This window comes from Kitasatospora sp. NPDC088779, assembly GCF_040685395.1.
GTDB lineage: Bacteria > Actinomycetota > Actinomycetes > Streptomycetales > Streptomycetaceae > Kitasatospora.
Window position 1 is genome coordinate 94,008 of the sequence record NZ_JBFBHW010000016.1, and the last position, 14,312, is coordinate 108,319.

Consider the following 14,312-nt stretch of genomic DNA (forward strand, 5'->3'; position numbering starts at 1 on the left):
TGGGGATGGGACGGGCACCGGCCGTTGTCACCGGGTCAGGCGGTGCCGACCGATTACTTCTTCTTGACCTCGACGTCGGTGTAGACCGGGTTGCCGAAGGAGTCGAACTTCACGTTCTGGACGTTGTTGGACCAGCCGGAGCTGGTCTTGTAGTACCAGAGCGGGATGGCCGGCATGTCCTTGGCCAGGACGGCCTCGGCCTGCTGGTAGAGCTCGGTGGTCTTCTCCACCGTGGTGGCCGCGTCGGCCTCCTTCGAGAGCTTGTCGAACTCCGGGCTGGAGTAGCCGGCGTCGTTCGCCGCCGCACCGGTGCCGTAGACGTCGCGCAGGAAGTTGGCGTTCAGCGGGTAGTCCTGCACCCAGCCGGTACGCATCATGCTCGACACCTGACGCTTGGTCACGATGTCGCGCGAGGTCTTGAAGTCCGGCTTCGGGTCACCGAGGCACTCGACGCCGGTGGCCTGGCGGATCGAGTTGCAGACCGCGTCGACCCACTCCTTGTGACCACCATCGGAGTTGTAGAGGATGGTGATCTTGTTGCCGGGCACGCCGTTGCCCTCGGCGATCAGCTGCTTGGCCTTGGCCGGGTCGTACTTGCAGGCGTCGCCGCAGGCGCCGGCCTTGTAGCCCATGACGCCGGGCGCCACGAAGCCGTCGGCGGGCTGACGCGTGCCGTTCAGCACGGTCTTGGTGATGGTGTCGCGGTCGATGGCCATCGACAGGCCCTGGCGGACCTTGGCCTTCTCCGGCGCGTTCCAGTCGGCGTTGTACAGCGCGAAGGAGATGTTCTGGATGGCGCCCTGCGGCTGGTCGACCGCGCGCTTGCCCAGGTCGTCCTTGTACTTGGGCAGGTCGGTCGAGTCGACCTGGTCCAGGACGTCGAGGGTGTCCGACATCAGGTCCTTGTACGCGGCCTCACCGGCGGTGTAGTTCCGGAAGACGATGCCGCCGTTCTTGGCCTTGTTCGTGCCCGCGTACTTGTCGAAGGCGGCCAGGGTGATGGCCTTGTTGTGCTCCCACGACACGAACTTGTACGGGCCGTTGCCGACCGGCTTCTGGCCGTAGCCCGCCGGGTCGGAGAAGAACCCGGTCGGCAGCGGGTAGAAGGCCGAGTAGCCGAGCTTGTACGTGAAGTACGAGACCGGGCTGCTCAGCTCGATGGTGAAGTGCGTGTCGTCGACGACCTTCAGACCGGACATGGTGTCGGCGGTCGGGTCACCCTTCTCCGGGTGAACGGCGTCGTAGCCGACGATGTCGGAGAACCAGTCCGAGTTGATCTGGTTGTTCTTGGTGTTCGCCGACCAGTTCCAGGAGTCCACGAAGGACTTGGCCGTCACCGGGGTGCCGTCGTGGAAGGTCCAACCGGACTTCAGCGTGACGGTGTAGTTCTTGGCGTCAGTGGTCTCGATCTTGTCGGCCACCTGGTTACGCAGGGCGCCAGTGGCGGGGTCGTAGTCGACGAGGCCCTGGAAGAGCTGCTTGACGATGCGGCCGCCCTGGTTCTCCATGGCGTTGGCCGGCTGCAGCGGACGCTGCGGCTCGCCGCTCTGGTAGCTGAACACGCCCTGGGCGTTGACCGCAGCGCCATCGGAGCTGCTCCCACCGGTGGAACCGCCACTGCTACAAGCAGTCGCGGCGAGGGCGACCGCAACAGCTGCGACAACCCACTTGGCCTGGCTCCCACCACGCATCGGTGTGCCTCCTGAATTCGACGTTGCAACGAGGAGGGCACTGCGGACGGGTGTTACCTGGCCCGCTGTGCCGTCCGCGCTCGTGGTTTCGGCGCGCACCCCTGCGCGTCACCCTTGACCCGAGCCTGACTGCACCCACTATCCGTCACGCACGGACACGAAAGTGACCAGTGACGATCTCAATTAGGTCACATGAACAGTCGGTAAGTTTCGAAAACCGGACATAAGAGACATAGCCAGACAGGCACCAAACGGACAGTCGTCATGAATGACGAACTGTCACGTTCGCTCAGCGGACACCTGGGAGTGATGAGCGCTATTCCGTTAATACGCCCGTCGACAACTTGGAGTAGTTGAAAAAGTTCGCCCCCCTCTCCATGGGAAAGGGGGGCGAAGCATTCCGGCCAAAGGCCGGTCAAGCCGTCCGGATCACGCCTTCTTGGCGCGCGAGGCGGTGCGGCCTCGGTCCTTCGCGTCGAGGACGACCTTACGGATGCGAACCGTCTCCGGGGTCACCTCGATGCACTCGTCCTCGCGGCAGAACTCCAGCGACTGCTCCAGCGAGAGCTTGCGCGGCGGGACGATCGACTCGGCCACGTCTGCGTTCGAGGAACGCATGTTGGTGAGCTTCTTCTCCTTGGTGATGTTGACGTCCATGTCGTCGGCGCGCGAGTTCTCGCCGACGATCATGCCCTCGTACACCTCGGTGCCCGGCTCGCAGAAGAGCACGCCGCGCTCCTGGAGGTTGGTCATCGCGAAGGCGGTGACCACGCCGGACCGGTCGGCGACCAGCGAACCGTTGTTGCGGGTGGTCAGGGTGCCGAACCACGGCTCGTGGCCCTCGTGGATCGAGTGCGCGATGCCGGTGCCGCGGGTGCTGGTGAGGAACTCGGTCCGGAAGCCGATCAGACCGCGGGACGGGACGACGAACTCCATCCGGACCCAGCCCGAGCCGTGGTTGGACATGTTGTCCATCCGGCCCTTGCGGACGCCCATGAGCTGCGTGACCGCGCCCATGTGCTCCTCCGGCACGTCCACCGTGAGGCGCTCGACCGGCTCGTGGGTCTTGCCGTTGACCTGCTTGGTGACGACCTGCGGCTTGCCGACGGTCAGCTCGAAGCCCTCGCGGCGCATGGTCTCGATCAGGATGGCCAGCGCCAGCTCACCGCGGCCCTGCACCTCCCAGGCGTCCGGGCGCTCGGTCTCCAGGACGCGCAGCGAGACGTTACCGATCAGCTCACGGTCCAGGCGGTCCTTCACCTGGCGGGCGGTGACCTTGCGGTCCACCTTGCCGCTGGACTTCGCGTCCGCGCCCTTGCCGCTGCCGCCACGGCCGACCAGCGGCGAGGTGTTGGTGCCGATGGTCATCGAGATGGCCGGCTCGTCCACCGTGATCAGCGGCAGCGCGATCGGGTTCTCCGGGTCGGCGAGGGTCTCGCCGATCATGATCTCGGAGATGCCGGCGACGGCGCAGATGTCACCCGGGCCCGCCACCTCGGCCGGCTTGCGGGTGAGCGCCTCGGTCATCAGCAGCTCGGAGATGCGGACGCTGGAGATGGTGCCGTCGCGCTTGATCCAGGCCACGGTCTGGCCCTTGCGCAGCTCGCCCTGCTCGACGCGCAGCAGCGCGATGCGGCCGAGGAAGTTGTCGGCGTCGAGGTTGGTGACGTGGGCCTGGAGCGGCGCGTCAGCCTCGTACGTCGGGGCCGGGACGTGCTCCAGCAGGGTGGAGAAGAACGGCTCCAGGCTGGTGCTGTCGGCCGGGACGGTGCCGTTCTCCGGCTTGGTCAGCGAGGCGACGCCGTCACGGGCACAGGCATAGACGATCGGGAACTCGATCTGGTCCTCGTCGGCGTCCAGGTCCAGGAACAGGTCGTAGGTCTCGTTGATGACCTCGTCGATCCGGGAGTCCGGGCGGTCCGTCTTGTTGATGCAGAGGATGACGGGCAGCCGGGCGGTGAGCGCCTTGCGGAGCACGAAGCGCGTCTGCGGCAGCGGGCCCTCGGAGGCGTCGACCAGCAGGACGACCGCGTCCACCATCGACAGACCGCGCTCGACCTCGCCACCGAAGTCGGCGTGGCCCGGGGTGTCGATGATGTTGATGGTGATGGGCGCGCCACCATCCTTCGGGTGGTACTTGACGGCGGTGTTCTTCGCGAGAATGGTGATGCCCTTCTCGCGCTCCAGGTCGTTGGAGTCCATCATCCGGTCGTCCAGGTGCTGGTGGGCGGCGAAGGCGCCGGCCTGCTTCAGCATGGCGTCGACCAGAGTGGTCTTGCCGTGGTCGACGTGGGCGACGATAGCGACGTTGCGGATGTCGTTGCGCGTGGGCATGCCTAGCTGATTCTCCTGGAATCGTGGGTTACGGCGCCCGGCCGCGAGACGCCGACCAGCGATCCCTGCTGGATCGCCGCCGCCCGTTCCGCCTGCTACTACCGGTCCACCCGCCGTGGCAACGGACATGCCCCGGCTTCCTCCTATCGTACGGGGAAGCGCCCAGGTGAGCAGAAACGGGCAGGTCGGGCGGGATCAAGATCACAGGCAGGCCACCCGTTCGTCACCCGCTGTTCGCTCCCCGACCGGCTCCGGCGGGCCCGGGGAACGGGCTCAAGCGCTCCACCCCACGTCCTGGAAGCGCGGCCAGCCGTACCCCCAGACCCCGGCGCCCGCGACGCCCGCCCGGACGCCGACCAGCTCGGGCCGCTGGTAGAGCGGCACCGAGTGGCCGAGCTGCCAGATCCGCACGTCCGCCTCCTGGAGCAGGCGGAGCCGGGCGGCCGGGTCGAGCTCGGCGGTGGCGCGGTCGAAGAGCCGGTCGATCTCCTCGGTTCCGCTGCGGGCGTAGTTGCTGCCGGGGTCGAGGGTGCCGTCGGCGTCGGGCCGGGGCTTGGCGTAGACGGGCCGCTGCTCGCTCGCCGGGCTGGTGCCGGCGGGCCAGGAGAACAGGGCGAGGTCGTACTCCCCGGCGGCCAGCTGGTCCTGGACGAAGGTGTCGGCGGACGCGGTCACGGCCTTCACCTCGACACCGGACTCGCCGAGGTCGGCGGTGAGCGCGTCGGCGGTCCGCTTGGCGGTCGCGGAGCCGGCCGGGACGAGCAGGGTGAGGGTGAGCTCCTTGTCGTCCTTGGTGCGGGTGCCGCCGGTGTCGGGCCGCTTCCAGCCCGCCTCGTCGAACAGCCGGGCGGCGTCGGCCGGGCCGGCGGCCGCACTGTTGTCGCGGTAGCCGTCCTGGTCGCCGGCGAGCAGGTGGCTGCCCAGCGGGGCGCCGGGCAGGCCGAGCGGGGTGAGCGCGGCGTCGGCGATCCGCCGCCGGTCGACGGCGCGGGTCAGGGCGAGCCGCAGGGCCGGGTCGGCGAGCGGGCCGTGGGCGGAGTTGAGGGTGAGCTGGGTGAGCGAGGCGCCGACGGCCCGGTGCACGATGACGCCGTGCAGTCCCTCGGCCCGCCGCAGGGCCAGCGCCGCGGCCTCGGGTGCGGCGGGCGGGGGCGCCGCCTCGGCGGTCGGCGTATCGGAGGCGCCCGGGGTGGCGGTCGGTGTGGCGGAGGCGGTGGGCGTGGCGGAGGCGGCCGGGGCGGGGGCGGGCACCGCCTGGTCCACCGCCGCGGTGAGCGGGGCGATGTCCAGCCGGTTCTGGTCGAGCGCGTCCAGCCGGCCCTCCGGCGGCGCGGCGATGAACTCGATCCGGTCGGTCTTCGGCTGGTCCCCCCACCACCGCGGGTTGCGGGCGAGGACGACCTGCCCGCCCGCGGCGTCGTACCCGGAGACGGTGTACGGCCCGGCGCTCAGGTGCTCTCCGCCGGTCAGCGCCCGGTTGAACGCGGCCGGGGTGGCCGTCTCGGCCGCCGGGTAGAGCGGGCCGAACAGCGAGCGCCATTCGGCGTACGGGCGCCGGAAGGTGACCCGGACTTCGTGCGGGTCGGCGCCCTGGGCGATCGCGTCGATGGCGTCGTACCCGGCCGGGCGTCCGCCCTGGTAGGTCGGGTCGAGGCCGGAGAGGGCGGCCCGCTGGGCGGTCAGGTCGGCGGCCGTGAGCGGGGTGCCGTCGCTCCAGACCGCGCGCGGGTTGAGCCGGTAGGTGACGACCTGCGGCTGCTGCCCGGGCGGGGTGGACTCGGCGCCGGCCAGGTAGTCCGGGTCGGGGACGAGCCGGCCGTGCCCGTCGGGCCGGAACAGCGAGGGGTAGAGGGCGTGCGCGAGCAGTGCCGAGTCGGCGGTCGCGTCACCCTGGTAGACGTTGAGCGTGGCCGGGACGCCGTCCACGGCCCAGCGCAGCCTGCCGCCGCCCCGGACGGCGGTGCGGTCCGCGGCCCGGACATCCCCGGTGCCGGAGGTGGGGTCGGCCGAGGCCGGCGCGGGGTCGGGGGTACGGGCCGGATCCGGGCCGTCGGAGCAGCCGCCGAGGCCGGCGGCGAGCAGCAGCGCGACGGCTGCGGAGGTGAGCTGGCGGACGCGCATGGCGGCCATGGAACGCCGTCCGGGCGCCCGGGCCCGGGCCGACACGGCGAACCGCCCGCCGACTGCACCCGGACGGCCGAACCGCGACCGGCCTAGAGGCCCAGCTCGAACCAGACGATCTTGCCCTTGGGCGTCCGCCGGCTGCCCCAGCGCTCGGCCAGCAGGCTGACCAGTTGCAGGCCGCGCCCGCCCTCGTCGGTCTCCTGGGCGCGCCGCTGCCGGGGCTGGGCGTAGCCGTCGTCCCAGACCTCGCAGACCAGGCCGCGATCGCGCAGCAGCCGCAGCCGGATCTCGCCCCGGCCGTGCTTGAGCGCGTTGGTGACCAGTTCGCTGACCAGCAGCTCGGTGGTGTCCACGAGCTCCTCCAGGCCGCGGGTCAGCAGCCAGCTGCAGGCCAGCTCGCGGGCCTTGGCGACGGAGGTGGGCTCGGGCGGCAGGAACCAGTTGCCGACGGCGTCCTCGGGGAAGGCGTGCACCTTGGCCATCAGCAGGGCGATGTCGTCCTCGCCGTGGTGCGGGTTGAGCTCGCCGAGAACGTGCTCGCAGAGCTCTTCGAGGCCCTTGCCCTTGGCCGACAGCGCGGTGCGGAAGCCGCGCAGGCCCTCGTCCAGCTGGTGCTTGCGGCTCTCCACCAGGCCGTCCGTGTAGAGGCCGAGGATGGCGCCGTCCGGGAGGGTCAGCTCGACCTCCTCGAAGGGCTCGCCGCCGACGCCGAGCGGCAGGCCGGGCGGGACGTCGAGCATCCGGGCGGGCTCGCCGGGGCTGAGCAGGACGGGCGGCAGGTGGCCGGCGTTGGCGATCCAGCAGCGCCGGGTGACGGCGTCGTAGACCGCGTAGACGCAGGTGGCCAGGTAGACCTCGCGGGCCTCCTCGTCGGCGGCGGAGGTGAGCCGGCCGTACGGGGTGGGCGGGCCGGCCGGCACGGTGTCGCCGCCGAGGCCGCGGGCGATCTCGTCGAGGGCGGTGAGCACCTCGCCGGGCTCCAGGTCGAGCATGGCGAGGGTGCGGACGGCGGTGCGCAGCTGGCCCATGGCGACGGCGGCGCGCAGACCGCGCCCCATCACGTCGCCGATGACCAGGGCGGTGCGGTTGCCGGGCAGCGGGATGACGTCGAACCAGTCTCCGCCGACCTCGGTGTTGTTGTTGCTGGGCAGGTAGCGGCAGGCGATCTCCAGGCCGCTGGCGGCCGGGTTGCCCGGGGGCAGCAGGCTGCGCTGGAGGATCAGGGCGCGCTCGTGCTCGCGGCGGTAGAGCCGGGCGTTGTCGATACAGACGGCGGCGCGGGCGACGAGTTCCTCGGCGATGGCGACGTCGCGGGCGTCGAAGGGCTCGCTGCCGATCGCGCGGGAGAGCTGGACGAGGCCGAGCACCTGGTCGCGGGCGACCAGCGGGACGATCAGGGTGGAGCGCAGCAGCGGGTCGGGCCCGGGCTCGGGGACGACGCTGCGGCCGGTGCGCAGCGCCCGGGCGTGCGGGGAGCGTCGCGGGTAACAGAGGGTGCCGCCGGCCTCGGCGATGGGCAGGCCGGTGACCGAGCCGAGCACCGAGGAGGCGCCGCCGATGACGCTGGAGACGGCGACCCGGCGCAGTTCGCCGCTGCCGTCGGTGAGCACGGTGTCGCCGAGCCGGCCGGCGCTGGGCACGGTCTCGCCGGAGAGCAGCGCGGTGTACAGGTCGACGGTGGCGAGGTCGCAGAACGGCGGGACGACGACGTCGAGCAGTTCCTTGGCGGTGGTCTCCAGGTCGAGGGTGGAGCCGATGTGCGCGCTGGCCTCGTTGAGCAGGGCGAGGTTGCGGCGGACGCCGTCGGCCTCGCGCTCGGCGACGTGCCGGCTGGTGACGTCGGAGACCTGCCCGGCGACGCCGATCGGCTGTCCGGCCGCGCCGTTGAGGCGGTACAGCGAGACGGCCCAGAGCCGGTTGCCCTCGCGGGTGGGGACGGCGCCGTGGAAACGCAGGTCGAAGACGGGCTCGCCGGTGGCGAGGACCTTGCGCAGGGCGGCGGTGAGGCGGTCGGCCTCGGACGGCGGGAAGAGGTCGTGCGGGGTGAGGCCTTCGAGGTCGGTGGGGGCCAGGCCCATGCCGGAGGCGAAGGCGTCGTTGACCCGCTGGAGGCGCAGCCGGTCGTCGAACAGGATGAAGCCGGTGGGCGTCTGCCCGAAGACGGCCTCGGAGGCGGCGAGGTCGGTCTCGACCCGGCGCAGCCGGCCGAGGTCGACGGCCAGGCAGGTGGCGCCGGCGGTGGGCAGGGCGCTGTCGGGCATCAGGTAGAGCTCGGCGAGGCCCTCGCCGCCGACGGCGTCCCGGTAGGGGGTGGTGCCGACCCACTCCTCGCCGGCCAGGGCGCGTTCCAGCCGGGCGCGTCCGCGCTGCCAGAGCTCGCGGGGGACGAAGGTGGTGATCGGGTCGGCGCCGACGGCGTCGGGGGCGGGGACGCCGAAGAACTCGGCGGCGCGCTCGCTCCACTGGCTGATCCGGCCGTCGGGGCCGATGGTGAAGGTGGCGACCCGGATGTAGTCGTAGATCGACCCGGGGCCGCCCGCGCCCCACGGGTGGTCCGCGGCCCCGGGGTGGTGACCGAGGCCCACGGGGCCTGCGCCGGGCGGGTCCGCCGGCGCGGGCAGGTGCGGTGAACCGGCCTGCCCGGGCACGACAGCATGACCGCTGCTGCTCGGCGCGTTCCGCGCCGGGGTGCTGTTCAACGGACCGACCCCTCCAACCCGCGACCGTCCGGATGTCGAGAAGACCGAGTATTCATCATCGAGGGGTACGTTCACACGCCCTCAACATCACAACATCAGATCGGGCGAAGGTTTTTGTCCTACCGCCCGCGCAACCACAATGCCACGTCCGCGCCCCCTTCCGGGCTGCGCGCTCCCCCCGGCCACCTGCTGGCATATGCGGTCCCGCCCTCCTCGCCCCCGCTCGGGCTCGCGCCCCCGACCCGCTGCGCTCCCTATGACTCCTCGGGCTCACTACCCGGCAGCGCCTGCTCGAACCAGACCACCTTGCCGATGCCCTCGGCCCGGGCACCCCAGTGCAGCGCCAGGCGGCGGACCAGTTCCAGGCCCCGGCCGCCCTCGTCGGCCTCGGCCGCGTGCCGCTCCCGGGGCGGCTCGGGCAGCGGGTCGGAGATCTCGACCAGCAGCGTCTCGCCGAGCGTCAGCCGCACGCCGATGGGGGCGCTGGCGTACCGGACGGCGTTCGTGACCAGCTCGCTGACCAGCAGCTCCGCGGTGTCGGTGAGCTCCTCGACGCCCCACTCGGCGAGCGTGGAGCGGACCAGCCGGCGGGCCCGGGAGACGGCGGTGGGCTCGGCGGGCAGGGTCCAGCCGGCCGTCGGGGTACCGGCCTGGCCGTGGCCGAGCCGGGCCAGCAGCAGCGCGACGTCGTCCGGCTCGCGGCCCTGCTCCATGGTGTCGAGCACGGCCTCGCAGGCGGCCTGGATGGAGGCGTGCGGCTCCTGGAGCACGGTGACCAGCCGACCGAGGCCGACGTCGAGGTCCTTGTCCCGGGACTCGACCAGGCCGTCGGTGCAGAGGGCGAGCAGGCTGCCCTCGGGGATCTTCAGCTCGACGGATTCGAACGGGACGCCGCCGACGCCGAGCGGGGCGCCGGAGGGCAGGTCGAGGATCCGGCCGGCGCCGCCGCGCAGCGGGCCGCCGGTCCGGGTCGGCTCCCCGCCATCCTCGCCCGGCACCACCAGGACGGGCGGGATGTGCCCGGCCTTGGCGACGGTCAGTCTGGCCGTCCCCGGGTCGAACACCGCGTAGACGCAGGTGGCGAGCAGCGCCTCGTCCGGGCCCTGGGCCAGGTCGTCGGCCAGCTCGTGGACGTGCCGCAGCAGGACGTCCGGCGGCAGGTCGAGGGCGGCCAGCACCCGGACGGCGGTGCGCAGCCGCCCCATGGTGGCGGCGGCCCGCAGGCCGTGGCCCATCACGTCGCCGACCACCAGCGCGGTGCGGTCGCCGGGCAGCGGGATGACGTCGAACCAGTCTCCGCCGACCTCGGCGCCGCTGCTGCCGGGCACGTACCGGTAGGCGACCTCGACGCCGGTGGGCTGCGGGACCTGCTGCGGGAGCAGGGTGCGCTGGAGGGTGAGCGCGGCGGTGCGCTCGCGGGCGTACAGCCGGGCGTTGTCCAGCGAGCTGCCGGCCCGGTCGGCCAGCTCGACGGTGAAGGCCAGGTCGTCCCGGTCGAAGCCCTCCCGGTAGCCGCCCCGGCTGACCAGCAGCAGACCGATCACGATGCCGCGGGCGCGCAGCGGGACGACCAGCATGGAGTGCACGCCCAGGTCGTGGGCGGCCTGCGTCTTCGGGTCGCCGGGGTACGTCACGTCGTCGAGCTGGTCCGCGCCGGAGAGCAGTTCGGGGACGCCGGTGCGCAGCACCCGGCCGCAGGCGGAGTCCTCGGCGAAGGTGATCCGGGCGCCGCGGCGGAGCATCACCTCGACCTCGGGGCCGTCCTGGACGGAGGCGGTGCCGAGCTGGAGCAGCGAGGTGCGGCGGTCGTGGCCGTGCCGGGGCAGGTCGTCACCGTGCGCGACGGCCTGCAGCAGGATCACCGCGGAGTGGTCGGTGAGCCGGGGGACGACGGAGCTGGCGAGCTCCTGGGCGATCCGGGCGGCGTCGAGCAGGTCGCCGACCCGGGAGCCGAACTCGTTGAGCAGCGAGAGCCGGCGCCGGGCGTGCTCGACCTTGGCGACGGCTCGGTAGCGCTCGGTCACGTCCATCACGGTGCCGGAGATGCCGAGCACCCGGCCGGAGCGGTCGGTCATCCGGCTGTAGGAGATCGAGCGGTAGCCGGAGCGGGCGGTGACCGGGGAGGCGAGGGTGACGTCGATGACCGGCTCGCCGGTGGCCAGCACCTGGCGCTGGATCGCGGTGACCTCGTCGGCGGCCCGCTCGGGCAGGGTCTCGCCGGTGGTCCGGCCGACGTGGTCCGCCAGGGCGACGCCGTTCATCTCGGCCAGGGTCTGGTTGACAGCGGTGTAGCGCAGCTCGGTGTCCATGATCGCGATGCCCAGTGGGGACTGCTCGAACAGCGCGTCACGGACGGCGAGGTCGCGCTCGACGGCCCGGACGGCGGCCGCCTCGGCCATGTTGACCTGGAGGAACGGGGTGCCGTCGCCGTCCACCAGGAGGGAGATCCTGGCGTCCACCGCGATCGGCACGCCGTCGCGGTCGCGCAGTTCGGCGTTGCCGGCCCAGCGGCCGTGGCGCAGGGTGTCCTGGATCGCGGCCCGGATCCGGCCGACCTGCTCCTGGTCGGGGATCAGCTCGTCGATCCGGCGGCCGACCAGCAGCTCGTTCGGCCAGCCGAGCAGTTCCTCGGCGGCCGGGCTCCAGAGCACCACCCGGCCCGCGGTGTCCAGGATCGCGATGGCGACCTTCAGCATGTCGAGCAGGCTGCCCTCGGCCGGCCCGCCGGGGCCGTACGGGGCGTCGGACGGCCCACCGGGGAACGGCCGGGCGGGCCGGCTGCGCAGGCCGGGCTGGGGGCCCGGGTCGGAGACGGGGACGGCCAGGGTCGGCGCCGGCTGGTCGGGCCGCGGGGCTTCGGGGGCATCGGCGGCGTCCCGCCGACGGCGGCCGGCCGGTGGCTGCGGGGCGGCGGGCCGGGCGCCCCGGCGCAGCCGGGCGCGGGCGGCTGCGCTCCCCGCGGCGCCTGTCCGCGGTGCTCCTCCGCCGCCGTTCCCGGTACTCGACACCGACGGGGCCTCCGGCTCTGGTCGGGATCGGCGTCGCCGGCTGGGACGGCTCACCGATGGTGACGAATAGTGCCGAAAAGTGACATACCCAGCAGAACCCAGGCTATCCCGGCCGCCGGGTCGTCTTGTCTGATTGACCTACCCCGTACCCCGCGCGTCGCACACCGGCTCAGGCCGCCCTATGCATGGAGCAACCGGGCGACGTGCGGCAGGACGTCGCGGTCGTGCTCGATCCAGTCGACGCTGTCCAGCTCGGCCGGGCCGAGCCAGCGCAGCTCGTCGTGGTCCTCCAGTGGACGGGGGTCGCCGGCCAGCAGCTCGGCCGCCCAGAAGCGCAGCTCCAGACCCGGCCGGACGCTCCACGCGCCCGGCAGCCGCTCCAGCGCCCGCGCCCGGACGCCCAGCTCCTCCAGCAGCTCCCGCTCCAGCGCCTGCGCCTCGGTCTCGCCGGGTTCGGCCTTCCCGCCCGGGAACTCCCAGCGCCCAGCCACCGCCGCGGGCGCGCTGCGCCGGGCGGCGAGCACCCGGCCCCCGTGGATAAGGGCGCCGCCGACGACGATCCGGGGCTCGACGGGGTTCTCGCTCGCCTTGTCCATGGGCCCGACCTTAGGTCCTGTCCGGCCCCGCGCCGTCCGCAGCGGCGGCCTCGGCCTCGACCCAGTACAGCTGCTTGTGGCCGCGGGCCTCGAACTCGACCGCCAGCCGCTCCGCCGCGACGCGGTCGAGCCCGGCCGCGACCAGGAAGCGGTTGCCGTTGTCGTCCTGCCGCATCACCCGAAAGGCGCTCATGGCGGGGAGCGTATCCCCGGCCTGCGTGGGGGTCGGGCCGGGGATCCGCCCCCACGACGCTACGGGCGGCTCGCTACCGGCAGGTACGGGTGCGGTTAACGGCGGGTAACCCGGCCGCGCCCGGCGGCCCGGACCCGTCGGCAGCTCAGACCTGGAGGTCGGGCACCTGCTCGCCGGTGGACAGGCCGAGCCCGCGCCGGATCTCGATGCTGAGCGGCACCGACTTGGTCACCAGCGCCCGGGCCCGCCGGACGTCGCCCTCCAGGTCGTCGCCGGAGGCCGCCGCGTCCCAGGCGGTGGCGGCCGCCTCCTGGGCCGCGGCCAGCTTGCGGACCGCCGGCTTGACCTCGGCCGGCCACGCCGCCGACGCCTTGTTCAGCGCCGCGGCCTCCGCGTGGGAGGCGGTGGACATCCGCCGGGCCCAGGTCCGGTACTCGGACGACGCGTCCGCGAAGCCCTTGCTCGGCTGCTCCGCGTAGGCGTCGTTGAAGCCCCGGACGGCCTCCAGGTAGGCCAGCTGGGCGGGGTTCAGGCTGCCCCGGTCGGTGCGGACCGTCCCCAGGTGCTCGCCGTCGCGGTCCTCGAACGCGCAGGTGACGTAGCGGTCACCGGACCTCCAGTTGCCCCGGGTCGGGTAGAGGTAGACGTCGTCCATGCCGTCCGGGATCGCCCACTGGTCGAGGGCGTAGTCGTCGAGCACCGTGCGGCACAGTTCGGCGGCCCGCAGGCGGACCGTCGCCTCGCCCGGGTAGGACGGGCCGTCGCCCGCCGGGATCCGGGCGGTGCCGGCCACCTCGCCGTGGTGCGGGGCCGAGCACGGCACCCGGCGGACCCAGTAGAGCGTCTCGTCGCCGCCGTCGGGGTCGGCCCGGCTGCCGTTGTCGGGGGTGTTGTAGCAGTCCCCGGACTTCAGCGCGGCCCACGGGACGGACCCGGCCGGAGCCTTCGTGGACTGGCCGAACCGGCCGCCATCGGGGGACTCGAAGGTCGAACCGGCCACGACGAGCGACAGCAGCACCGTGCCGACCACGCCGAGCACCAGCCCGGTCACCGCCATGCCGAAGCCGCGCTCCTTGCGGCGGTTGATCTGGACCAGCGCGATGATGCCGAACACCAGGGCCACCGGCGCCGCCACGACCAGGCCGGTCACCAGGGCGGCGACCGCGAAGCCGTTGGTGACGGGGGCGGGCCGGGGGTAGGGGAAGCCGGGCTGGAGGCCGGACTGCGCGGCGGGCGGCACCGACGCCCAGCCGCCGGCGGGCAGCGGCGGGGGCGGGGGCTGCGGCGGGGCCTGCGACGGGGACTGCGACGGCAGGGGCGCGGCCCACGGGTTGGCGGGCGCGGGCGGGAGGGGCGGCACGGGCGGGGCGGGCGCGGACGGGGCGGCGGGGCCGGGCTGTCCGGGTACCGCGACCGGCTCGGGCTGCCCGGCCTGCGCCTGCTGCTCCGGCTGGTCCGGCTGGTCCGCCCGCTCCGACTGCCCCGCCCGCTCGGCCCGCTTCGCCGGCGCGGCCCCGTGGGCCGGTGTGCGGGGATCGGCCGCGGGCGACTCCGGCCCCGGCGCGGGCGGTTCGGACGCAGGCTTGGACACGTGGACTCCCCCGGCCCGCCGGTACGGGCATCGACTCGGCAGCTCGACTCGTCGGCTCGCCCCCTCCAGCAACGGG

General features: G+C 73.2%; 8 protein-coding genes. All 8 read right to left on the bottom strand.

All coding sequences use genetic code 11. From position 1 onward, the window contains the following. Positions 1 to 53: 53 nt before the first annotated feature. The 8 genes from AB0P03_RS17715 to AB0P03_RS17750 all read right to left on the bottom strand — a co-directional run bounded on the left by AB0P03_RS17715 (position 54) and on the right by AB0P03_RS17750 (position 14,236). Positions 54 to 1,691 (bottom strand): ABC transporter substrate-binding protein, encoded by a 1,638-nt coding sequence (locus AB0P03_RS17715; RefSeq protein WP_363372516.1) that lies wholly within the window; start codon positions 1,689 to 1,691, stop codon positions 54 to 56. A 429-nt stretch (positions 1,692 to 2,120) separates the two neighbouring features. Next, positions 2,121 to 4,025: a translational GTPase TypA gene (typA, locus tag AB0P03_RS17720; RefSeq protein WP_063347962.1), complete on the bottom strand. Its 1,905-nt coding sequence runs from the start codon at positions 4,023 to 4,025 to the stop codon at positions 2,121 to 2,123. A 273-nt stretch (positions 4,026 to 4,298) separates the two neighbouring features. Further along, positions 4,299 to 6,146: an ABC transporter family substrate-binding protein gene (locus AB0P03_RS17725; protein ID WP_363629560.1), complete on the bottom strand. Its 1,848-nt coding sequence runs from the start codon at positions 6,144 to 6,146 to the stop codon at positions 4,299 to 4,301. A 92-nt stretch (positions 6,147 to 6,238) separates the two neighbouring features. Next, the gene (locus tag AB0P03_RS17730) at positions 6,239 to 8,734 is read right to left on the bottom strand and encodes a SpoIIE family protein phosphatase (RefSeq protein WP_363621500.1); all 2,496 of its coding nucleotides are present in this window, start codon (positions 8,732 to 8,734) and stop codon (positions 6,239 to 6,241) included. A 368-nt stretch (positions 8,735 to 9,102) separates the two neighbouring features. Next, positions 9,103 to 11,856: a SpoIIE family protein phosphatase gene (locus AB0P03_RS17735; RefSeq protein WP_363629562.1), complete on the bottom strand. Its 2,754-nt coding sequence runs from the start codon at positions 11,854 to 11,856 to the stop codon at positions 9,103 to 9,105. Between the two features lie 179 nt (positions 11,857 to 12,035). Further along, a complete protein-coding gene (locus AB0P03_RS17740; protein ID WP_363585429.1) occupies positions 12,036 to 12,452 on the bottom strand; it encodes an NUDIX domain-containing protein in 417 nt (138 codons plus the stop codon). A gap of 10 nt (positions 12,453 to 12,462) precedes the next feature. Then, entirely contained in the window at positions 12,463 to 12,645 is a 183-nt protein-coding gene (locus AB0P03_RS17745; RefSeq protein WP_363585430.1) for an SPOR domain-containing protein, read from the bottom strand. A 145-nt stretch (positions 12,646 to 12,790) separates the two neighbouring features. Beyond that, the gene (locus AB0P03_RS17750) at positions 12,791 to 14,236 is read right to left on the bottom strand and encodes a DUF4190 domain-containing protein (RefSeq protein ID WP_363629564.1); all 1,446 of its coding nucleotides are present in this window, start codon (positions 14,234 to 14,236) and stop codon (positions 12,791 to 12,793) included. Positions 14,237 to 14,312 lie beyond the last annotated feature (76 nt).

Coding starts and splice junctions, on each gene's coding strand:
- AB0P03_RS17745 (WP_363585430.1), bottom strand. CDS start 12,645: ATGAGCGCCTTTCGGGTGATGCGGCAGGACGACAACGGCAACCGCTTC.
- AB0P03_RS17740 (WP_363585429.1), bottom strand. CDS start 12,452: ATGGACAAGGCGAGCGAGAACCCCGTCGAGCCCCGGATCGTCGTCGGC.
- AB0P03_RS17715 (WP_363372516.1), bottom strand. CDS start 1,691: ATGCGTGGTGGGAGCCAGGCCAAGTGGGTTGTCGCAGCTGTTGCGGTC.
- typA (WP_063347962.1), bottom strand. CDS start 4,025: ATGCCCACGCGCAACGACATCCGCAACGTCGCTATCGTCGCCCACGTC.
- AB0P03_RS17725 (WP_363629560.1), bottom strand. CDS start 6,146: ATGCGCGTCCGCCAGCTCACCTCCGCAGCCGTCGCGCTGCTGCTCGCC.